At 59.4% G+C, this 22212-nt stretch carries 20 protein-coding genes; 13 read left to right on the forward strand and 7 right to left on the reverse strand.

What is annotated here, in order from left to right; genetic code table 11:
- Positions 1-30: 30 nt before the first annotated feature.
- From ACOYXH_RS26570 to ACOYXH_RS26610, 9 genes are all read left to right on the forward strand, one after another.
- On the forward strand, positions 31-756 hold the full coding sequence (locus ACOYXH_RS26570; protein WP_258709075.1) for a MotA/TolQ/ExbB proton channel family protein: 726 nt from the start codon (positions 31-33) through the stop codon (positions 754-756).
- 1 nt (position 757) lies between these two features.
- Positions 758-1159 (forward strand): ExbD/TolR family protein, encoded by a 402-nt coding sequence (locus ACOYXH_RS26575; protein ID WP_003220570.1) that lies wholly within the window; start codon positions 758-760, stop codon positions 1157-1159.
- 355 nt (positions 1160-1514) lie between these two features.
- Positions 1515-2096, forward strand: a complete 582-nt coding sequence (locus ACOYXH_RS26580) for an alpha/beta hydrolase (RefSeq protein WP_095047070.1) — start codon at positions 1515-1517, stop codon at positions 2094-2096.
- A 53-nt stretch (positions 2097-2149) separates the two neighbouring features.
- Positions 2150-3082, forward strand: coding sequence for a sigma 54-interacting transcriptional regulator (locus ACOYXH_RS26585; RefSeq protein WP_460410056.1), 933 nt, complete (start codon positions 2150-2152; stop codon positions 3080-3082).
- 166 nt (positions 3083-3248) lie between these two features.
- Positions 3249-4046: a MetQ/NlpA family ABC transporter substrate-binding protein gene (locus ACOYXH_RS26590; RefSeq protein ID WP_007918708.1), complete on the forward strand. Its 798-nt coding sequence runs from the start codon at positions 3249-3251 to the stop codon at positions 4044-4046.
- A gap of 674 nt (positions 4047-4720) precedes the next feature.
- The gene (locus ACOYXH_RS26595; RefSeq protein WP_095047072.1) at positions 4721-5386 is read left to right on the forward strand and encodes an amino acid ABC transporter permease; all 666 of its coding nucleotides are present in this window, start codon (positions 4721-4723) and stop codon (positions 5384-5386) included.
- Positions 5367-6026, forward strand: coding sequence for an amino acid ABC transporter permease (locus tag ACOYXH_RS26600; protein ID WP_095047073.1), 660 nt, complete (start codon positions 5367-5369; stop codon positions 6024-6026). Before ACOYXH_RS26595 ends, ACOYXH_RS26600 begins: the two co-directional genes overlap by 20 nt.
- The gene (locus tag ACOYXH_RS26605) at positions 6023-6805 is read left to right on the forward strand and encodes an amino acid ABC transporter ATP-binding protein (protein WP_095047074.1); all 783 of its coding nucleotides are present in this window, start codon (positions 6023-6025) and stop codon (positions 6803-6805) included. The genes ACOYXH_RS26600 and ACOYXH_RS26605 overlap by 4 nt, the downstream gene beginning before the upstream one ends.
- Positions 6802-7674 carry a transporter substrate-binding domain-containing protein gene (locus ACOYXH_RS26610; RefSeq protein WP_095047075.1) on the forward strand — a complete coding sequence of 291 codons (873 nt, stop codon included), beginning with the start codon at positions 6802-6804 and terminating at the stop codon, positions 7672-7674. Before ACOYXH_RS26605 ends, ACOYXH_RS26610 begins: the two co-directional genes overlap by 4 nt.
- Positions 7675-8052: 378 nt before the next feature.
- Here the strand turns inward: ACOYXH_RS26610 and ACOYXH_RS26615 are convergent, their stop codons facing one another.
- Positions 8053-9249, reverse strand: a complete 1197-nt coding sequence (locus ACOYXH_RS26615; RefSeq protein ID WP_414927310.1) for an AAA family ATPase — start codon at positions 9247-9249, stop codon at positions 8053-8055.
- A 200-nt stretch (positions 9250-9449) separates the two neighbouring features.
- On the opposite strand from ACOYXH_RS26615, the gene ACOYXH_RS26620 reads away from it, so the two are divergent.
- The 4 genes from ACOYXH_RS26620 to ACOYXH_RS26635 all read left to right on the forward strand — a co-directional run bounded on the left by ACOYXH_RS26620 (position 9450) and on the right by ACOYXH_RS26635 (position 16083).
- On the forward strand, positions 9450-10553 hold the full coding sequence (locus ACOYXH_RS26620) for an efflux RND transporter periplasmic adaptor subunit (protein ID WP_220557296.1): 1104 nt from the start codon (positions 9450-9452) through the stop codon (positions 10551-10553).
- Complete coding sequence (locus ACOYXH_RS26625; protein WP_095047077.1) at positions 10550-11614, forward strand: efflux RND transporter periplasmic adaptor subunit; 1065 nt, start codon at positions 10550-10552, stop codon at positions 11612-11614. The genes ACOYXH_RS26620 and ACOYXH_RS26625 overlap by 4 nt, the downstream gene beginning before the upstream one ends.
- Positions 11611-14658 (forward strand): efflux RND transporter permease subunit, encoded by a 3048-nt coding sequence (locus ACOYXH_RS26630; protein WP_095125259.1) that lies wholly within the window; start codon positions 11611-11613, stop codon positions 14656-14658. Before ACOYXH_RS26625 ends, ACOYXH_RS26630 begins: the two co-directional genes overlap by 4 nt.
- 279 nt (positions 14659-14937) lie before the next feature.
- Positions 14938-16083, forward strand: coding sequence for an integrase core domain-containing protein (locus ACOYXH_RS26635; RefSeq protein ID WP_460063314.1), 1146 nt, complete (start codon positions 14938-14940; stop codon positions 16081-16083).
- Between the two features lie 79 nt (positions 16084-16162).
- On the opposite strand, the gene ACOYXH_RS26640 is transcribed toward ACOYXH_RS26635, so the two are convergent.
- From ACOYXH_RS26640 to ACOYXH_RS26665, 6 genes are all read right to left on the reverse strand, one after another.
- Positions 16163-16789 (reverse strand): class I SAM-dependent methyltransferase, encoded by a 627-nt coding sequence (locus tag ACOYXH_RS26640; RefSeq protein ID WP_095047079.1) that lies wholly within the window; start codon positions 16787-16789, stop codon positions 16163-16165.
- Between the two features lie 170 nt (positions 16790-16959).
- On the reverse strand, positions 16960-17604 hold the full coding sequence (locus tag ACOYXH_RS26645; RefSeq protein WP_034151854.1) for a methionine ABC transporter permease: 645 nt from the start codon (positions 17602-17604) through the stop codon (positions 16960-16962).
- Complete coding sequence (locus ACOYXH_RS26650) at positions 17594-18715, reverse strand: methionine ABC transporter ATP-binding protein (protein WP_460066687.1); 1122 nt, start codon at positions 18713-18715, stop codon at positions 17594-17596. The genes ACOYXH_RS26645 and ACOYXH_RS26650 overlap by 11 nt, the downstream gene beginning before the upstream one ends.
- Before the next feature lie 2 nt (positions 18716-18717).
- Entirely contained in the window at positions 18718-19527 is an 810-nt protein-coding gene (locus ACOYXH_RS26655) for a MetQ/NlpA family ABC transporter substrate-binding protein (RefSeq protein WP_220557298.1), read from the reverse strand.
- Between the two features lie 126 nt (positions 19528-19653).
- The gene (locus tag ACOYXH_RS26660; protein ID WP_095047082.1) at positions 19654-21012 is read right to left on the reverse strand and encodes an LLM class flavin-dependent oxidoreductase; all 1359 of its coding nucleotides are present in this window, start codon (positions 21010-21012) and stop codon (positions 19654-19656) included.
- Positions 21012-22205 carry an SfnB family sulfur acquisition oxidoreductase gene (locus ACOYXH_RS26665; RefSeq protein ID WP_460066691.1) on the reverse strand — a complete coding sequence of 398 codons (1194 nt, stop codon included), beginning with the start codon at positions 22203-22205 and terminating at the stop codon, positions 21012-21014. Before ACOYXH_RS26665 ends, ACOYXH_RS26660 begins: the two co-directional genes overlap by 1 nt.
- Positions 22206-22212: the final 7 nt, after the last annotated feature.

The following is a 22212-nucleotide window of genomic DNA, read 5'->3' on the forward strand; positions in this document are numbered from 1 at the left end:
CGCGCGAAACGTTTACACGAGGGAATCATCATGACGTTACTGGCATCTCCACTGGAATCCATCGAAAGCGCGGTGATCTGGCTGCTGGTGGTTTTTTCCGTCGCTACCTGGGGCCTGGCACTGCTCAAGGCTGTGCAGTTCGGGCGGCTGAAGGCGCAGGATCGGCGTTTTCATAAGCGTTTCTGGGCGGCGTCGAGTCTCGATTCAGCCGCTGAATTGAGCGAGACCCATCCCGGCGCTGCAGCGCGGGTGGCACAGGCCGGTTACGCGGCGATTCAGGTGGGCGAGACGCCACAGGCCAATGATTTGAGCCAGGCGATCAACCATCAGGATCGCCTCGAGCGCGCATTGCGTCAGCAGATCGTTCGCGAACGCCGTTCGCTGGAAACGGGCCTGGCGGTGGTCGCGAGTATTGGCAGTACGTCGCCGTTCATTGGTTTGTTCGGCACGGTGTGGGGAATCATGGAAGCGTTGAAAGGCATCAGCGCCGCAGGTTCGGCGAGCCTGGAAACGGTCGCCGGGCCGATTGGTGCAGCATTGGTCGCCACGGGTGTGGGGATCGCCGTCGCGGTGCCGGCGGTGCTGGTTTACAACTACTTTTTGCGTCGGTTGAAACTGACGGCGGCGGATCTGGATGACTTCGCCCACGACTTCTACAGCCTGGCGCAGAAGAGTGCGTTCCGCGTGTTGATCCACCCGACGGCGCACAAGGTCGCAACGCCGGGCAACGCAGCAAAAGTGAAGGAGGCGTCCTGATATGGCCTTCTCCACGCAAGACAGTGATGAGGTACTCAGCGAGATCAACGTGACCCCGCTGGTGGACGTGATGCTGGTGCTGCTGGTGGTGTTTATCGTCACAGCGCCGCTGCTGACCAACGCGATTCCGATCAACCTGCCGAAGACCGAAGCGGTGGCGCCGGTCGAGCAGAAGGACCCGCTGGTGGTGAGCATCGATGGCGCCGGCAAGCTGTTTATCAACAAGGACGAGATTCAGCCTGACTTGCTCGAATTCAACCTCAAGTCGGCCAAGGCCAAGGACCCGGAAGTGCGCGTGCAATTGCAGGCCGATGACGGGGTGAACTACGGCGAAGTGGCGCGAGCGATGGCTTCGATTGAACGCGCGGGGATTACCAAGCTGTCGGTGATTACTGCGCGGTAACAGATTCAACGTTTTTCCGGGGCCGTCTCCTTGGCAGGGTGCGGCCCTTTTTTATTTCTGGCATTAAAAGCAGAGCCCTCTCCCAGAGGGAGAGGGGACTGACCGAGGTGATTGTTCGAGATACGCCGACCTGAGATTTCGAGCCGAACTCAAGATTTGAACGGCATGAAGATCGGCTCCCTTTCCCCCTCGCCCCCCGTGGGGGAGAGGGCTGGGGTGAGGGGGAAAAGATTTCCAGCCATGCACACATCTCATATTCAATTCAGGTCTTAATAAATAGCTTCTTATTCCTTAACGAATATAAATCCCCTCCCTATACTCGTCCAGGAACAGACACGACGCAGGAGAGCTCCCCATGCGCAACGAATCAATCCGCTACCTGATTGTGCCGGGCTGGCAAGGATCGCCAGAAGATCATTGGCAAAGCCACTGGCAGAACAGCCTGCCGAACAGCGCGCGGGTCGAGCAGGCCGACTGGCTGACGCCGCGTCGTGAAGACTGGGTGGCGGCACTGGCCGAGGCGATTGCCGCTGACAGCACGCCTGTCATTCTTATCGCCCACAGCCTCGGCTGCATCACCGTTGCCCATTGGGCAGCCACTGCGCCGCTGCAATACCTGCGTCAGGTGCGTGGCGCCTTGTTGGTCGCGCCGGCAGATGTCGAGCGTCCGGCGTGTGCACCGGCGCTGCGCAATTTCGCGCCGATTCCGACTGATCTGCTGCCGTTTCCGAGCCAGGTCGTCAGCTCCGACAACGACGCCGCCGTGAGTGCGCCGCGCGCACTGGAGCTGGCGCGCAACTGGGGTGCCGAGGCGGGAATTCTCGCCGGTGCCGGACACATCAACGTCAAGTCCGGGCATCAGCGTTGGGAGCAGGGTTTTGCTTATCTCTATCGCCTGCAAAACCGTATGGAACACCACGCCCGCCGCCGCGCCTGACCTTTTTTCTTTCAACGCCCCCGTCTGCCGGCGGTTTTGGGCGGGAGCCTGCCATGAGTTTCGAAACCTTCGGTCAGCCGTTGCTGACCTTTCCCGATGCGGAAAAAAGCCCCCTGAGCATTCGCGCCAAGGCGCTGGTGTTCGTCGATCCGCGCTCGCGTCAACTGCGTGAGGAGCTAGAGCAACTGGCGCCGCGCTCAACTTCGGTATTGATCCGTGGCGAGACCGGTACGGGTAAAGAACTGCTCGCCCGGCACATCCATCGCGCCAGTGACCGCAGCGGTCTGTTCGTTTCGGTCAATTGCGGGGCGATCAGCCCGACCTACGCTGATGCCGAGCTGTTCGGCTACGCTGCCGGCAGTTACAGCGGCTCGGCCAGCAGCCGTGCAGGCTGGTTCGGTTCGGCCAACGGCGGCACCTTGTATCTGGATGAAATCGGCGATCTGCCGCTGCCGATTCAAATCAAATTGCTCGCTGCCCTGGAGAATCACGAAGTCACCCGTGTCGGTGCGCATCAGCCGAGTCCGGTGGATGTGCGGCTGGTCGCGGCCACCAGCATCGATCTGGCGCAAGCGGTGGACGCCGGGAAATTCCACGAGCGCCTTTATCACTACCTCAGCGAGGGCCACCTCGAATTGCCGGCGTTACGTGCGCGTACCGGCGATATCCTGTCGCTGGCCGAGTATTTCCTCGGTATCTACAGCCAGCGTCTCGACCTTCCCGTACCGCTGATCAGCGAAGCGGCGCAGCACGTGCTCGAACAACACAGTTGGCCGGGCAACACCCGCGAGCTGGAAAACGTCATTCATTTTGCGTTGCTGGTGAGCACGGGCGACGAGATTCTTCCGGAGCACCTGAATCTGCCCGAAGCGTCTGGGCCGCAGCTTCAGATCGAACGGCTGGTTGCACAAGTCAACATCGGCGGCAGCGTCGCCGAGCGTAAGGCATTGAAAGATTTGCTGATTCGTTTGAGTGAGGGGTTGTAACCGTTTCGTTCAACATGAACAAAATGGAATATGAAGCTGAATAAACGTTATTGTCCGGGAATAAAAAATCCCGGTATTGTCCGCCCCACGCCAGCGATATCACTTCACTGGCACACGTATTAATGCCGTCGTCGATGACGACCGTGATTTTCGATAAGGACACTGCATGAAAAAGGTTCTGTTGTTTACCGCATTGGCGGCTGCTTTGACTGCTTCCCTGGCCAATGCTGGCGAAAAACTGGTGGTTGCCGCGACCCCGGTTCCGCACGCTGAAATCCTTGAGCTGATTAAACCGACCTTGGCCAAAGAAGGCGTGGATCTGGAAATCAAAGTGTTCACCGACTACGTTCAGCCGAACGTACAGGTTGGCGAGAAGCGTCTGGACGCCAACTACTTCCAAACCCTGCCGTACCTGAACAGCTTCAACCAGGGCAAATACAAGGACGACAAGTCCAAGTACCTGGTGACCGTGCAGGGCGTGCACGTTGAACCGTTCGGTGGTTACTCGAGCAAGTACAAGACCCTGGCTGAACTGCCGGACGGCGCCACCATCGCCATCCCGAACGAAGGTAGCAACAGCGGCCGCGCACTGATCCTGCTGCAGAAGGCTGGCCTGATCGAGCTGAAAGACCCGAAGAACGCTCTGGCAACGCCAAAAGACATCGCCAAGAACCCGCACAACTTCAAGTTCAAGGAACTGGAGTCGGCCCTGCTGCCACGCGTTCTGAAAGAAGTTGATCTGGACATGATCAACACCAACTACGCGCTGGAAGCCAAGTTGAACCCGCAGAAAGATGCGCTGGTGATTGAAGGTGCTGATTCGCCGTACGTGAACTTCCTGGTGGCCCGTGAGGACAACAAGAACAGCGACGCGATCCAGAAACTGGCCAAAGCCCTGACCAGCCCGGAAGTCAAAGCGTTCATCGAGAAGAAGTACAACGGCGCGGTACTGCCGGCGTTCTGATCTGACGCTTGAACCACCCCCTTCAAGGTGTGAAAACGCCGATGGCCAGTGATGGGCATCGGCGTTTTTGTGTGTGCGTTGAAAAGCCCCTCACCCTAGCCCTCCCGAAACGTCGGACCGCCCAGAGGGAGAGGGGACTGATTGGGGGGATGCTGTAGAGGTACGCCGATGTGAAAGATCTCTGCCGAATCCATAATCGACTCGGTCTTTCAGGTCGATGTATGACGCCAGACACCTCGGTCGGCCCCCTCTCCCTCGGGGGAGAGGGCTGGGCGGGCGGCGTTCCGATGAGGGGCTTTTGACTTACGCTGCAGCCTTCAACGCCCGCCTCAACGCCACCAACAATTTCACAATCTCCTGCGGATCCAGTCGCTGCGGCACTTTTACGTCCATGTTCTCTTCCTTGTTATGAGGTTGGCCGGGGGAGTCTGGCCAAAAGCTGTTCGTCCTTGGAGGGCTTTCATGAAAAAAAGATCCTTCCTACAGCGCAAAGAAAAATAGCCTTCTTATTCCTTCCCGGCAAACCCACAAGATAGTTTTTTGGGTGATATCAATATGCTTTAACGGTATTTAAATTCTTGTTTTTATACCTATAAAGTCGGTGTCTGCCGGACAGCCACCCGCTGTCCATGGACTGCACCACCGTCGCTTACCGAGCGGCGTCAGGACGCTTCATGACTTTCGATTACGCATTCATCCTCAGCACCCTGCCGGCGTTTCTCAAAGCCGTGGGTGTGACGCTGCAGGTCGGTTTTATCGCCATTGGCACCTCGCTGCTGGTGGCGCTGCTCAACGCGACGATTCTGGTGTTCCGCACGCCGTACCTGCAAAGACTGGTGAGCCTGTATGTGGAGCTGGCACGCAACACGCCGTTGCTGATTCAGTTGTTCTTCGTCTACTTCGCCTTGCCGGCGTTGGGGATCAAAGTCTCTGGTTTCACTGCCGCGATCATCACCATGACCTTTCTCGGCGGCGCTTACCTCACCGAAGTGCTGCGCGCCGGCGTCGATGCGGTGCCCCAAGCGCAACTGGAATCAGGGCGCTCAATCGGCCTGTCCCATGGCCAGTTGCTGCGCTACGTGATCCTGCCGCAAGCGGGGATTCTCAGCCTGCCGTCGTTGTTCGCCAATTTCATTTTCCTGCTCAAGGAAACCACCGTGGTTTCGGCGGTGGCCGTGCCGGAAATCCTCTACACCACCAAGAGCTACATCGCGCTCTACTACAAAACCTACGAAATGCTCGCCGTGCTGACGCTGATCTGCGTGCTGCTGTTCTTGCCGCTGTCGCTGCTGCTCAGCCGTCTGGAAAGGAGGCTCCAGCATGGCCAGTTCGGGTCTTGAACTGCTCTGGGTGTCGTTGCCGCAACTGGCCAAAGGCGCCGGGCAAACTTTGTCGATCTCGTTCCTGAGCATCGCCATCAGCACTGTCGGCGGCGTGCTCTACGGTGTGCTGCGAACGCTCAACGTGAGGTGGCTGAACGCGATCCTGCGGGTCTATCTGGAGTTGTTCCGGGCGATTCCGGTGCTGGTCTGGTTGTACCTGTTGTTCTTCGGCTTGCCGATTTTCTTCGGACTGAGCCTGCCAAGTTTCTGGTGCGCGGTGCTGGTGCTGTCGCTGTGGGGCGCCAGCGAGGTGGGCGAAGTGGCGCGCGGTGCGCTGCATTCGTTGCCGCGCGGGCAGCGTGAAGCGGGGCTGTCGATCGGCCTAAACGCCGCACAACTTTATGGCTACGTACTGCTGCCGCAAGCGTTGAAGCGCATGACGCCGCCGACCATCAACGTCTATACGCGGATCATCAAGACCAGCTCATTGGCGGTACTGATCGGTGTGGTCGATGTGATCAAGGTCGGCCAGCAGATCATCGAGCGCACTTACGAATCGGTGCTGATCTACGGCGCGCTGTTCCTGTTTTTCTTTTTTATCTGCTACCCGCTCTCGGCCGCTTCGCGCGTGCTGGAGCGGCGCTGGACGCAAGCATGAGCGCATTGATCGAGTTTCACGGTTTCAACAAATTCTACGGCGAGCAGCAGGTGCTCAACGGCATCGACCTGCAAGTGCAGAGTGGCGAAGTGATCGTCATCCTCGGCCCCAGCGGTTGCGGCAAAAGCACCTTGCTGCGTTGCCTCAATGGTCTGGAGGAAGCCCACAGCGGCAGCCTGAAATTTGTCGGCCGCGAGCTGCTGGACAAGTCCACCGACTGGCGCGAGATCCGCCAGCAGATCGGCATGGTGTTCCAGAGTTATCACCTGTTCCCGCACATGAGTGTGCTCGACAATTTGCTGCTCGGTCCGCTGAAGGTGCAAAAACGTCAGCGCCGCGAAGCGCAGCAGCAAGCCGAAGCGCTGCTCGAACGCGTTGGCCTGGCGGACAAGCGCGATGCCTTCCCGCGTCAGCTCTCTGGCGGCCAGCAGCAACGCATCGCCATCGTCCGCTCGCTGTGCATGAACCCACGGGTGATGCTCTTCGACGAAGTCACCGCCGCCCTCGACCCGGAAATGGTCAAGGAAGTTTTGCAGGTCATTCAGGGCCTGGCCCGCGAAGGCATGACCCTGTTGATCGTCACCCATGAAATGGCCTTCGCTCGCGCGGTGGCCGATCGCATCGTGTTCATGGATGCCGGGCGCATCCTTGAACAGAACCCGCCCGAGATTTTCTTTACGAACCCGCAAACCGCACGCGCGCAGCAGTTTCTGGAGAAGTTCTCCTTCGTGGCAACACTGCCAAAAACGAATCCGACAAAGGAACTGGAACTGTTATGAAAACTGCCGCTTTTTTACTGCCCCTACTGAGCCTCGCCTTACTTGCCGGTTGCAGCAAGACCGAAGAACCGCCAAAGCCGAAAGTCGCCAGCGAAAGCACCGCGCCGGCTGGTTACCTGGAGAAGATCAAGGCTCGCGACAAGTTGATTGTCGGTGTCTTCACCGATAAACCACCATTCGGTTTTGTCGACGAAGCGGGGCGCTACGTCGGTTTCGATACCGACATCGGCCGCCGTTTCGCCAAGGATCTGCTTGGCGATGAAAACAAGGTCGAGTTCGTCGCCGTCGAGCCGGCGAGTCGCATCCCTTTCCTGCAAAGCGACAAGGTCGACCTGATCCTCGCCAACATGACTGTGACCCCTGAGCGTAAGGAAGCGGTGGAGTTTACTAACCCGAATCTCAAGGTCGCGGTGCAGGCGCTGGTGCCGCAAAGCAGCGCGGTGAAAAACCTCGATGATCTGGCGACCCGCACTACCATCGTCACTACGGGCACGACTGCTGATATCTGGCTGACCAAGAATCACCCGGACTGGAAATTGCTCAAGTTCGAGAAAAACTCCGAGTCGCTGCAAGCTCTGGCCAATGGTCGTGGCGATGCGTACGCACAGGACAATCTGGTGTTGTTCAGCTGGGCCAAGCAGAACCCGGGCTATCGCGTGCTGGATGAAAAACTTGGCGCCGAAGCACCGATTGCGCCAGCGGTGAAGAAGGGCAATATCGAGCTGCGTGACTGGGTGAATACCGAGCTGACCAAGCTGGGTGAGGAGAAGTATCTGCTCAAGCTGTACGACCAATATGTGCGTAAAGAGCTGAGTGATGACACCAAACCTGAGAGCGTGATTGTCGAGGGTGGCAAGTGGCAGGGGTGATTGCCTGTCAGGTCGGTGGTGAGGCTTGCCCCTCACCCCAGCCCTCTCCCGGAGGGAGAGGGGGCCGACCGAGGTGTCTTGCATCAGACATCGACCTGACAAACCGAGTCGATTATGGATTCACAGACGCATTTCGTGTCGGTGTCACTTCGATTTTGGATTCACAGATGCATTTTCACGTCGGCGTCACTCTTGAGCATCCCCCAATCAGTCCCTCACCCCAGCTTACTCCCGGTGGGAGAGGGAGCCGATCTCTGGGCTTTTCAAAACCTGCGTTCAACTCGAGACTTTCATGTCGGCGTAACTCGAAAGAACAACTCGGTCAGTCCCCTCTCCCTTTGGGAGAGGGTTAGGGTGAGGGGCTTTTGCCTGAATCACTCAATCCGGCCAGTTCCACGCCGGCTCATCCAGCACCCGCTGACCGACAATCCCGGTCTGCCCCAGGGTTTTCTCCAGCACGATGCAATTGCATTCCGGGTCTTCCTGCAACGCCGAAATCAACCGCCGCGCATGCGACACCACCCACACCTGACACTGCTCCGAGGCACGGATAATCAACCGCGCCAACGCTGGCAGCAGATCCGGGTGCAGGCTGGTCTCCGGTTCGTTCAGCACCATCAGCGACGGCGGCCTCGGCGTCAGTAGCGCCGCAACCAACAGCAAATAACGCAACGTGCCGTCCGACAGCTCCGCCGCCGATAACGGCCGCAACAAACCTTCCTGATAAAACTCGATGGCAAAACGTCCACCGGCCTGCGCTTCGATATGCACCCGCGCGCCAGGAAACGCATCGGTAATCGCCGCACGCATCGCATCGCCATCACCAATCTCGATGATGGTCTGCAACGCCGCCGCCAGATCCCGGCCGTCGTGATGCAGCACTGGCGTGCGCGTACCCAATTGCGGTTGGCGCACCGGTGCATCGGCATCGCTGCGAAAGTGATCATAAAAGCGCCAGCGGCGAATAAACTCGCGCATCTGAAACACTTCCGGCGAGCTGCGCAGGCTGCCAACCTGATCAAACAAACTGTCGAAATTCGGCGTGTGTTGCGCCAGTACATCCCATTTGCGCTCGGCGCGTGCGCGGATCATCGGGCCGTCGCGATCCACCAGCAAGCTGGCGGGGCGGTAAAGCGGGCCGGCCCAGATGCATTCGCGCTTGATCTGCGGGTCGAGGCTGAATCGCGAAGGAATGGGGCGCGACTGCTCGGGCAGCATGAAGTGGCCGTTCGAGTCGGGAAGCCCCAGGCTGATCGAGTAGCTGAAATCTTCCCCGGCGAACCCCAGGCGCAGTCGCTTCACGCCTTGGCGTACCGTCGACTGGATCGGCACCTCACCATTGCGCATGCGCCGGCTGATGGTTTCCGGCCCGGCCCAGAAGGTCGACTCCAGTCCGCCTTCACGGGCCAGCGCATTGACTACGCCACCCTGAGCGGTTTCCGCCAACAGGCGCAAGGCTCGGTAGAGATTGGATTTGCCGCTGCCATTGGGGCCAGTGATCAGGTTCAGACGGCCGAGCGGAATCACCAATTTGTTGATCGAACGGTAATTGCCCACCGCGAGAGTATTGAGCATGGAATTCCTTCTCTTCAGGCGCCTATTGTAGGAGCTGCCGAAGGTTGCGATCTTTTGATGTTGTTTTTAAAAGATCAAAAGATCGCAGCCTACGGCAGCTCCTTCAGGAAATATGGGGGACGAACGGGCGAACGTTGAACCCTGTTCTAAGCTCACAGTCGTATCGTCACTTGCACGTTCGTACACAGGAAGGAGTCTGCATGGCGAGTCCCGGTTTGAAAACAGCGGTCATGCTGAGTCTGCTCACTTTGCTGACCGCCTGCGGCGAGAAAAAAGCCCCTGAGGAATACCTGCCCAGGGTCTTTGTACAGGAAGTCAAACCCACGGATTACGCCGCTGCGGTGACATTGACCGGTGACGTGCAGGCGCGCGTGCAGACCGAGCTGTCGTTCCGCGTCGGCGGCAAGATCATCCAGCGTATGGTTGATGTCGGCGACCGGGTCACCGCCAAACAAGTGCTGGCCAAGCTCGACCCCAAGGATTTGCAGACCAACGTCGATTCGGCCCAGGCCCAAGTCGTCGCTGAACAAGCCCGGGTGAAACAAAGTGCGGCCGCCTTCGTGCGCCAGCAAAAACTCCTGCCCAAGGGTTACACCAGCCAGAGCGAATACGATTCCGCCCAAGCCGCGTTGCGCAGCAGCCAGAGCGCCTTGAGCGCGGCGCAGGCGCAATTGGCCAACGCTAAAGATCAGCTCAGCTACACCGCACTGATCGCCGACGCCCCGGGCGTGATCACTGAGCGTCAGGCCGAAGTCGGCCAGGTGGTACAGGCCACGGCACCGATTTTTTCGTTGGCCCGCGATGGCGACCGTGACGCGGTGTTCAATGTCTACGAATCACTGCTGGCCGAGCGCCCTGCGGATCCCTCGATCGTCGTCAGTCTGCTCGATAACCCTGCCATCAAAACCACCGGCACGGTGCGTGAAATCACCCCGGCGGTGTCGGCGCAGTCCGGCACGGTGCAAGTCAAAGTCAGCCTCGACAGCCTGCCACAAGGGATGCAGCTGGGCTCGGTGGTCAGCGCCACCGCCAAGGGCAGCGGCAAGTCGGCAGTCGAATTGCCATGGTCGGCGCTGACTAAAAACATCAGTGATCCGGCGGTGTGGATGGTCGACGATAAAGGTGAAGCGCAGTTGCACAACGTGACCGTCGGCCGCTACCTGATCGGCAAGGTCATCATCAGCGAAGGCCTCAAGGGCGGGGAGAAAGTCATTGTCGCCGGAGGACAGTTGTTGCATCCCGGCATGAAAGTCGAAATCGCTGAAAACACCTACAAGGATCTGCAACCGGGAGCACAGCCATGAAGCGTCTGGGGCTGTTATCCGTGGGTGTGTTGCTGGCGGCCTGCTCGAAAAGCGAGCCACCTCCGGAGCCGGTACGTCCGGTGCTATCGGTCAAAGTTCAAGCGTTGAGCGAGGAAAGCCTCGGGCGTTTCGCCGGCAGCATCCAGGCGCGTTATGAAAGCAACACCGGTTTCCGCGTCGGTGGCCGCATCGCCAGCCGCAACGTCGATGTCGGAACCGAAGTGCAAAAGGGCACGCTGCTCGCCACCCTCGATCCGTCTGATCAGCAGAACCAATTGCGTTCGGCCCAGGGCGACCTGGCCAGAGTTCAGGCGCAACTGATCAATGCCCAGGCCAATGCCCGCCGTCAGCAGGCGCTGTTTGATCGTGGCGTAGGGGCGCAGGCACAACTGGACATCGCCACCACAGACTTGAAAACCACCCAGGCCTCGCTGGACCAGGCACGGGCGGCGGTCAATCAAAGCAAGGACCAGCTCGGCTATACCGAACTGCGTTCCGACCATAAAGCCGTGGTCACCGCGTGGAACGCCGAAGCTGGGCAAGTGGTGACGGCGGGCCAGCAGGTCGTGACTCTGGCGCAACCGGACATCAAGGAAGCGGTGATCGATCTGCCCGACACCCTGGTCGATCAGATTCCTTCCGACGTGGTGTTTCTGGTGGCCGGGCAACTCGACCCGAGCATCAACACCACGGCAACCCTTCGCGAGATCGAACCGCAGGCGCAAAGCGCCACGCGTACTCGTCGGGCACGCCTGACTCTGGCCGAGACACCGGACGGTTTCCGCCTCGGCACGGCGATCAGCGTGACCCTCAGTTCGGCGATCAAACCGCGCATCGAATTGCCGGCTACCGCTTTGCAGGAGGTCGACGGCAAACTACGGATCTGGGTCATCGACACTCAGAGCAAAACCGTCAGCCCCCGCGACGTCAGCGTGATCAGCCGCACCGACAGCAGCGTAGTGCTCGCGGGCGGCGTGAAGAACGGCGAGCGCGTGGTCAGCGCCGGCGTCAACAGCCTCAAACCCGGACAATCGGTAAAACTTGACGAGGACAGTCAATGAAAGGCTCTTTCAACCTCTCCGAATGGGCCCTCAAGCATCAGTCATTCGTCTGGTACCTGATGTTCGTCGCGTTGCTGATGGGCGTGTTCTCGTACTTCAATCTGGGCCGCGAAGAAGATCCGTCGTTCACCATCAAGACCATGGTGATCCAGACCAAATGGCCGGGCGCGACCCAGGAAGAAACCCTCGCGCAGGTCACCGACCGCATCGAGAAAAAACTCGAAGAACTCGACTCCCTCGACTACGTGAAAAGTTACACGCGCCCCGGCGAATCGACGGTGTACGTGTACCTGCGCGATACCACCAGCGCCAAGGACATCCCGGAAATCTGGTACCAGGTGCGCAAGAAGATCGACGACATTCGCGGGCAGTTCCCCAAAGGTATTCAAGGGCCCGGGTTCAACGACGAGTTCGGTGATGTGTTCGGCTCGGTCTACGCCTTCACCGCCGACGGCCTGACCATGCGCCAGTTGCGCGATTACGTAGAACAGGCGCGGGCCGAGATCCGCAATGTACCGGGGCTGGGCAAGATCGAAATGATCGGCCAGCAGGACGAAGTGATTTATCTGAACTTCTCTACTCGCAAACTGGCGGCGTTGGGTATCGATCAGCGTCAGGTTGTGCAGAGTCTGCAATCGCAGAACGCCGTGACCCCGGCCGGTGTGATCGAGGCCGGCCCTGAGCGGATTTCCGTGCGCACCTCGGGGCAGTTCGCCTCGGAGAAAGATCTGGCCGAGGTCAATCTCAAGCTCAACGACCGTTTCTATCGATTGGCTGACATCGCCGACATCACTCGCGGTTACACCGATCCGGCTACCCCGGAATTCCGCTTCGACGGCAAACCGGCCATTGGTCTGGCGATTGCCATGCAGAAGGGCGGCAACGTTCAGGAGTTCGGCAAGGCGTTGCACCAACGCATCGATGAACTGACCGCAGACTTGCCGGTTGGCGTGGGTGTGCACACCGTGTCCGATCAGGCGGTGGTGGTGGAAGAAGCGGTCGGTGGCTTTACCAGTGCCCTGTTCGAGGCGGTGATCATCGTGCTGGTGGTCAGCTTCATCAGCCTCGGCGTACGCGCCGGCCTGGTGGTGGCGTGCTCGATTCCGCTGGTGCTGGCGATGGTGTTTGTATTCATGGAATACAGTGGCATCACCATGCAGCGGATTTCGCTCGGTGCCTTGATCATCGCCCTCGGTCTGTTGGTGGACGACGCGATGATCACCGTGGAGATGATGGTCACGCGCCTGGAAATGGGCGAGAGCAAGGAGGAGGCAGCGACGTTCGCCTACACCTCGACGGCGTTCCCGATGCTCACCGGGACGCTGGTGACGGTCGCCGGTTTCGTGCCCATCGGCCTCAACGCCAGTTCCGCCGGTGAGTACACCTACACGCTGTTTGCGGTGATTGCTGTGGCGATGCTGGTTTCGTGGGTGGTGGCGGTGTTCTTCGCTCCGGTGATCGGCGTGCACATTCTCAGCGCCAACGTGAAACCCCATGAAGCCGAGCCGGGCCGCGTCGGGCGTGCGTTCAATGGCGGTCTATTGTGGGCGATGCGCAATCGCTGGTGGGCCATCGGCATTACCGTGCTGCTGTTCGTGCTGGCAGTGTTTTGCATGCGCTTTGTGCAGAACCAGTTCTTCCCTTCCTCGGACCGGCCGGAAATTCTCGTCGACCTGAACCTGCCGCAAAACGCCTCGATTGACGAAACCCGCAAAGCCGTCGACAAGTTGGAAGAAACCCTCAAAGGCGACGCGGACATTGTGCGTTGGAGCACCTACATCGGTCAGGGCGCGATCCGTTTCTACCTGCCGCTCGACCAGCAATTGCAAAACCCGTACTACGCACAACTGGTGATCGTCAGCAAAGACTTCGAAGCCCGCGAGGCCCTGAGTCAACGCCTGCGTGAGCGCTTGCACAAAGACTTCGTCGGCATCGGCAGTTACGTCCAGGCGCTGGAAATGGGCCCGCCGGTGGGGCGTCCGATCCAGTACCGGGTCAGTGGCAAGGACATCGATCAGGTGCGCAAGCACGCCATCGACCTGGCCACCGAACTGGACAAGAACCCGCACATCGGCGAGATCATTTACGACTGGAACGAGCCGGGCAAAGTTCTGCGCATCGACATCGCCCAGGACAAGGCGCGGCAACTCGGGTTGTCCTCCGAAGACGTGGCGAACCTGATGAACAGCATCGTCAGCGGCGCGCCTCTGACCCAGGTCAACGACGACATCTACCTGATCAATGTGGTCGGCCGGGCGGTGAATTCGGAGCGCGGTACGCCGGAAACCCTGCAGAATCTGCAGATCGTTACGCCCAACGGCACGTCGATCCCGCTGCTGGCGTTCGCCACCGTGCGTTATGAACTGGAGCAGCCGCTGGTGTGGCGTCGTGACCGCTTGCCGACCATCACCATCAAGGCCTCGGTGCGCGACGAGATCCAGCCGACCGATTTGGTGAAACTGCTCAAGCCGTCGATTGATGCCTTCGCTGACAAACTGCCAGTGGGCTACAAGGTCGCCACCGGCGGTACGGTCGAGGAAAGCGGCAAGGCCCAAGGGCCGATTGCCAAGGTTTTGCCGTTGATGCTGTTTTTGATGGCGACCTTCCTGATGATCCAGTTGCACAGCGTGCAGAAGATGTTCCTCGTCGCCAGTGTCGCGCCGCTGGGGCTGATCGGCGTAGTGCTGGCGCTGGTGCCGACCGGCACGCCGATGGGCTTCGTGGCGATCCTGGGGATTCTCGCGCTGATCGGCATCATCATCCGTAACTCGGTGATCCTCGTGACGCAGATCGATGAGTTCGAGCAGAAAGGCTATGCGCCGTGGGATGCGGTGGTGGAAGCGACCGAGCACCGGCGCCGGCCGATCCTGTTGACCGCGGCAGCGGCGAGCATGGGCATGATCCCGATTGCCCGGGAAGTGTTCTGGGGACCGATGGCTTACGCAATGATTGGCGGGATTGTGGTGGCGACGTTGCTGACGCTGCTGTTCCTGCCGGCGCTGTATGTGGCCTGGTACAAGATTCGCGAACCAAAGAAGGATTGAGTCAACAGCGCCCCTCACCCTAACCCTCCCGAAACGTCGGACCGCCCAAAGGGAGAGGGGACTGACCTAGGTGTCTGACGCTATCCATCGACCTGAAGGATCGGGTCGATTATGGGTTCAGCTAAGTTAGATCCGGTCGGCGTACTGCTTAAATATCCCCCAATCGGCTCCCTCTCCCTCCGGGAGAGGGCTGGGGGTGGTAAAGACCGGGTACATCCTTTACGTTTGAGACCGGGGACATGGTTTACAGGTATTAATCATGGTCAGGAGGTGCTGACCATGCCCTGGAATCAAGAGTCCCCAATGGATCAACGAGTGAAGTTAGTCAGCGACTGGCTTGGCGGCAGTTACACCAAGAGCCAATTAAGCCGGCGCTATGGTGTCAGCCGTCCAACCATCGACAAGTGGCTGGAACGATACGCAGCGTTAGGCGTAGATGGCTTGAAAGAGCAATCGCGCAAGCCGTTGAACTGTCCTCATCAAACGCCCGACGAAATCATTGCCACGCTGCTGGCCAAGAAAAACGAACATCCCGATCGGGGACCCAAGCAGATCATTGATCGCCTGCGCGATTCCGATCCGCATATCCAATGGCCGGCGGCGAGTACCGCCGGGGAGTGGTTGAAGAAAGCTGGTTTGGTGGTGGCGCGACGGCCCTATCCCCCGCGTCCCCGTGCTCCAACGCATTTGCGTCCGGTCGACGCGCCCAACCAGACTTGGTGTGCTGATTACAAAGGGCAGTTCAAAATGCAGGACGGCAATTGGTGCTATCCGCTGACCATTACCGATCAGATGAGCCGCTTTTTATTCGTCTGTCGCGCTTTGCCCAGTACGCACGGAGCGCCGACGCGGGAAGGCTTCGAGTGGGCTTTTCGAGAATATGGGCTGCCGGATGTGATCCGCACTGACAATGGCGCTCCTTTCGCATCGACAGGTCTGGCGCGACTTTCGAAGTTATCGGTTTGGTTCATCAGGCTTGGAATCCATGTCGAAACGATTACGCCTGGCCGTCCCGACCAAAATGGTCGACATGAACGGATGCATCGAACGCTAAAGGCAGCAGTGCCACCGGCGGAAAACCTGGTGCGCCAGCAGTTGGCTTTTCAGGAATTCATCCAAGACTTCAACCACCACCGACCGCACACCGCGCTGGGTATGAAACCGCCGGCATCTGTCTATAGCCCATCGACACGCGCTTATCCTGGTTACTTGCCTGCGCTTGAATACAGTTCCGACGTTGAAGTACGCAAGGTTCGGTCAAATGGGGAAATCAAATGGAAAGGACAGCTGATTTTTCTAGGAGAGGCTCTAATTGGAGAGGACATCGCGTTGAAGGAAGTGGCTGATGACGCTTGGGAACTGTACCTTTGCAGCCACTGTTTAGGCAGGCTTGAAAGAGGCGCCAAACGCGTTTCAAGCCTGTAAAGGTGTAAACGATGTCCCCGGTCTAATTTGTAAAGGATGTACCGGTCTCTACAGGTGAGGGGCTTTTCTCTGACTCGACTCAAGCCTTACGCCAAACGCTGGCCAACCAAGGCTGCTGCTCACGCGGCAGCCCGGCCGGCCGATAGTAATGCTCAAGCTCGACAAACCCTGCCGCCGTCAGCAACCCTTGCCACGCCTCAAGATCGTGATACGAGCCATAGCGCGGCCCGTTCCAGCCCTCACGGTTATCCCCGCGTGGATTCGAGCTGAACAGCACGCCACCGGGCTTCAGGGCGCCATGCAATTGCTTGAGCACCCGCGACAACTCCTGCAGCGGCACATGAAACAGCACCGCATTGGCGAAGATCCCGTCGAAGCGTTCGGCCGGCAGATCCAGCTTCAGAAAGTCCTGTTGCAGCACCTCGCAGCCACTGTCCTCACGGGCCATTCGGGCAAACTCTTGCGAACCGTCGAGACCCACAGCGACATGCCCCATGCGCGTAAACGTTTGCAGATCCCGCCCTGGGCCGCAGCCAAAATCCAGAATCGTGAATGGCGCCGTGCCCTGAATATGCCGTAGCAACGCATCAATGTTCTGGCTGACATCGTGATCGCGGGTGCCTTCACGGAAGTCTTCGGCCACTGAGTTGTAATGGCCGAGGGTGGTCGCGGTGATCTGTTCGAGATCGGTGGGGGTCTGCTTCATGGTCGGGATACGCGGGCAATTGGGATTTGCCGAATATACGCCATCGGGTTCGGGGCTGCTGCGCAGCCATTCGCGAGCAGGCTCGCTCCCACAGGGAAACACATTCCAAATGTGGGAGCGAGCCTGCTCGCGAAAGCGGGTTCAGAGGCGCCGCATGAGCTCGGCCAGACTCACCGCTTGTTCAACCCCCGCGCCAAGCGATCCCCACCCAACTGAATCACCGCGACCAACGCCACCAGCAACACAATCACCGTCAACATGATCTGGCTGTCAAAGCGCTGATAGCCGTAGCGATAAGCGATATCCCCCAAGCCACCGGCACCAATCGCCCCGGCCATGGCCGAGGAGTTGATCATCGTCACTAGCGTAATCGTGAAACCGCCGACAATCCCCGGCAGCGCCTCGGGCAACAGCACATGCCAGACAATGTGCCAACGTCGGCAACCCATCGCCTGCGCGGCTTCGATCAAACCATGATCGACCTCACGCAGGCTCACTTCGGCAATCCGCGCAAAGAACGGCGTCGCCGCAATCGTCAGCGGCACCACGGCCGCCCAGACACCGTAGGTGGTGCCGACAATCAACCGGGTAAACGGAATCAGCGCGACCATCAGAATCAGAAACGGGATCGAGCGGAACAGGTTCACGAACGCGCCCAAGGCACGGTTCAACACCGGCGCTTCATAGATGCCGCCCTTGTCGCTGGTGACCAGGATCACCGCCATGGGAATCCCCACCAGCAAGGCGATCAGCGACGACACGCCGACCATCAGAAACGTGTCGATAAAACCCTGCAACAAGCGATCAAACCACATAACCCAGTACCTCCACCCGTTGCGCCCAAGGCGTGGCGCGCTCGCGCAGTTGCTCGGCGCTGAACGAAGAGCCGCTCACCGCCAGCAATAGTTGCCCCAGCGCATGCCCCTGAATCCGTTCGACGCCGCCCTGAAGCAGCTTCACCCGGCCACCCAATGCAGCGAACAGTGCCGCCAGATCCGGCTCGTCACTGGCGCTGCCGGTGAACTGCAAACGCAGCACCACAGCGGCCTCGGAGGAGGGCGCTTGAGCTTGCAAGCGGCTCTGCAACTCCTCCGGCAACGCGTGTTGCAGCGGCGCGAGCAAGGTCTGGCTGACCTCATGCTGTGGATTGCCGAACACTTCCCAGACCGGGCCTTGCTCGACAACTCGCCCGTGTTCAAGCACGACAACGCGGGCGCAGATTTCGCGGATCACTGCCATCTCATGGGTAATCAATACGATGGTCAGGCCCAGGCGTTGGTTGATCTCACGCAGCAAGCCGAGGATCGACTGCGTGGTTTCCGGATCAAGGGCCGAAGTCGCTTCGTCGCAGAGCAAAATATCCGGGTCGTGCACCAGCGCACGGGCGATGCCGACGCGTTGTTTCTGCCCACCGGAAAGCTGCGCCGGATAAGCCTTGTGCTTGCTTTGCAGACCGACCAGTTCGAGCAATTCACGGACTTTTTTGTCGCGCTGCTCTTTTGCTACGCCCGCGACTTTCAGCGGCAATTCGACGTTCTGCCAAACGGTCTTGGCCGACATCAGATTGAAGTGCTGAAAAATCATGCCGATGCGCCGGCGAAGGGCGACCAGACGGTCTTCATCGAACTCGCCGATGTCGACCTGATCGATCAGAACGCGCCCGGACGTCGGCTGTTCCAAACGATTGATCGTCCGAATCAGCGACGACTTGCCGGCACCGCTGCGGCCGATGATGCCGAACACTTCCCCGCGCTGAATCGCCAGATCGATGCCTTGCAACGCGGCGACCGGGCCCTGCCGGCCGTTGTAGGTTTTGCCCAGGCCGATGAAGCGTACATGGGCGCGATTCAGCTCGGGGTGCAGCTCGGTTTTTTCAGCATGGTGTGGCTCTGGAATCTCCAGTCGCCGTTGGATCGCGGCCGTCATGCTCAGCTTTCCCAACCGGCTTGATACAGCTTGCCGTGGGCCTTATCCAGCGCCGCGCGAACAACCGGCGAATGCTGGTAAATGTCGACGAATTTGATCAGGCGCGGGTCGGTTTTGCTTTTCGGCTGGATGACGAACTGGATCACGTATTCCTTGTGGTCGAGACCGTCGAACAGCAGTGCCGAACCGGCATCGAAAGTCTTCGCCAGACGAATGTAGGCCGGGTAGCCCTGGACCAGATCGGCGTCGTCATAGGCGCGTACCAATTGCACGGCTTCGACTTGGAGGATTTTGATTTTCTTCGGGTTGGCGACGATATCGTCTTCAGTAGCCTTGTAGCCGACGCCCGGCTTCAGCGTGATCAAACCGGCCTTGGCCAGCAATTGCAAACCACGCCCGCTGTTGATCGGGTCGTTGGCGATGGCGACGCTGGCGCCTTCGGGCAACTCATCAAAGCTTTTGTATTTTTTCGAATAGAGACCGACGTTGTTGATGATCCCCGGTGCGAACGGCACCAGATCAAAACCCGAGGCGGCTTTGGCGTTTTCGAGGAACGGGATGTGCTGGAAGTAGTTCACGTCGATGTCGCCGGCGGCGAGGCTGACGTTGGGTGCGATCCAGTCAGTGAACTCCACCAGCTCGACGTTCAGGCCTTGTCTGGAGGCTTCTTCTACAGCGGCTTCCAGCGGGATGGCGAAGGCTGCGGTGGTGCCGATTTTCAGCGGAGCGTCGGCCGCGAAAACGGCCGAGCTGAACAGGCCGAGGGCCAGGGCCAGTGCTTTGACTGGGTGGGACAGGCGTTTCTTGGTCATGATGGTTTTTCCAGTCAGTGCATTAATTTTGTGGTGTCGGGTCGGGCCTCATCGCTGGCAAGCCAGCTCCCACAGGTTTTGTGAGCGCCACAGACCCTTGTGGGAGCTGGCTTGCCAGCGATGCTTTTAGCGGCGGAACGCTGCGCCGGTGTGTTGCTCGGGCAACTGCGCTTCGCTGTGAAACAGCTTCTCGCGCAAGCTGCCGCTGTCATACGCGGTCTTGTACGACCCACGCCGCTGCAGCTCCGGAACCACCAGCTCGATAAAATCGACATAGCTTTCCGGCGTAACAATCCGGGTCAGGTTGAAACCATCCAGGCCGGTCTCGGCGATCCACGATTCCAGCTCATCTGCCACTTGATCAACCGAACCGACCACGGTGATGTAGCGGCCACCGAGGGCATGCTGGTCGAGCAATTTGCGCCGGGTCCAGTCGTTGTTCTGCAGGTTTTTGGTCGCCGACTGAATGGCGTTGCTCTTCACGTATTGGATCGGTTCGTCGATCTCGTATTGGGAAAAGTCGATGCCGGTGGAGGCGGAAAAATGCGCCACGCCGGCTTCGGCGCTGGCGTAGCTCAGATACTCGGCGTGCTTGGCCCACGCGGCTTCTTCGGTCGCGCCGACGATCACGTTGAGGCCCATGAACACCTTGATGTCCTCAGGATTGCGCCCGGCCTCGACGGCGCTGGCGCGCACCTTGTCGACCTGAACCTTGGTCGACGGTTTGTTCTGGCCGCTGATGAACACGCACTCGGCGTGACGCCCGGCGAACAGCAAACCGCGCTCAGAACTGCCGGCCTGAAACAGCACCGGTGTGCGCTGTGGCGACGGCTCACAGAGGTGATAGCCCTCGACCTGATAGAACTCGCCCTTGTGCTCGACCTTGTGCACTTTTTCCGGGTTGGCGTAGATCCGCTGCTCACGGTTATTCAGTACCGCGCCGTTTTCCCAACTGCCTTCCCAGAGTTTGTAGAGCACCTCCAGGTACTCGTCGGCCTGGTCATAACGACGGTCATGCTCGACCTGCTCGCTCAGTCCCATGGCTTTCGCGGCGCTGTCGAGATAGCCGGTGACAATGTTCCAGCCCACTCGACCACGGCTCAAATGATCGAGCGTCGACATGCGCCGGGCGAACAGATACGGCGGTTCGTAGGTGAGGTTGGCGGTCAAGCCGAAACCGAGGTTTTTGGTCACGGCAGCCATCGCTGAAACCAGCAATAACGGATCGTTGACCGGTAACTGGATCGACTCTTTCAACGTCACGTCCACCGAGTTCTGATAGACGTCATACACGCCGACGATGTCAGCGATGAACAAGCCGTCGAACAGTCCGCGCTCCAGCAGTTGCGCCAGTTCGGTCCAGTATTCAATGGTGTTGTAGCGCGTTGAGGTATCGCGCGGATGCGTCCACAGGCCATGGTTGATGTGGCCGATGCAGTTCATGTTGAACGCATTGAGCAGGATCTTCTTTTTCGCCGCGCTCATCAGATCGTCCCTCGCAACGGAGGGTTTTCATCGTTGAGGTAGTAGTTGCCCACCGCGTGATATTTCCAGCGCACCGGGTCGTGCAAGGTGTGCACGCGGGCGTTGCGCCAGTGGCGGTCGAGGCCGTGTTCGATCAGTGTCGCCTGGCTGCCGGCCAGTTCGAACAGCGTGCTGCCGGCGGCCAAAGAGATTTCAGTGCTGATCGCCCGTGCTTCGGCGACGGCAATCGAAGCGGCAGCGACGGTTTCTGCGCTGGTCCCGGCTTGCGCTGCGTCGAGGAGTTCGCCGGCGCGTTCAAGCAACGCCTCCGTGGCGTGCAGGCGAATGCTCAAGTGGCCGAAGCTCCTCAACGTCAGCGGGTCTTCGGTGGCTTTGTCGTTGCCGGAATCGATCCACGGCCGCGTCTTGCTGCGCACAAAGTGCAGGGTGTCTTCGTAAGCGGCGCGGGCAATACCGGTGTCGATGGCGGCGTGAAGGATCTGCGCCAGCGGGCCGACGGTGGTTGGACGTTCAAAGGCGCTTTGAAACGGCAGCACGTCTTCAGCCGCGACGTACACATCTTCGAACACCACCGAACCGCTGCCGGTGGTGCGCTGGCCGAAGCCGCTCCAGTCGTCGATCACGGTCAGGCCTTTGCTGTCACGCGGAACGAAGGCCAGTTGCTGCACACCGTTTTCATCGACAACGGAAGTTGGAATGCGCTGAGCATAAATCGCGCCGGTCGCATAGAACTTGCGGCCGTTGATGCGATAGCCGTCACCATCACGCTTGAGGCTGGTGACGCGGTCGTGAGCGGTTTTCGTACCTAGTTCCGCCAAGGCGTTGCCGAAGCGTTGCCCGGCCAGCACTTCGGCATAAAGCCGTTGTTTCTGCTGGTGACTGCCGTTAACCCGCAGCACTTCCAGCGCGTAAAAATGATTTTGCGGAATCTGCCCGAGCGAGCCGTCGGCTTGAGCGATCAGCGCGATGACTTTGGCCAAAGTCACGTTGGACACGCCAGCGCCGCCGTATTCCTTCGGTACGCTGATGCCCCACAGACCCGAGCGGGAAAACACGTCGAGTTCCGGCAGAGGCAGGCGGCGTTCACGGTCGCGCAGGGCGCTGTCGCGTTTGAAATCTTCGGCCAGGTCGCTGGCGACGATCAGGGCTTGCTCATCGCTGGTGATGACCGCGACGTGATGGGAAAGCGTCATGTTTTTC

This window comes from Pseudomonas sp. Mb7, from assembly GCF_054790525.1.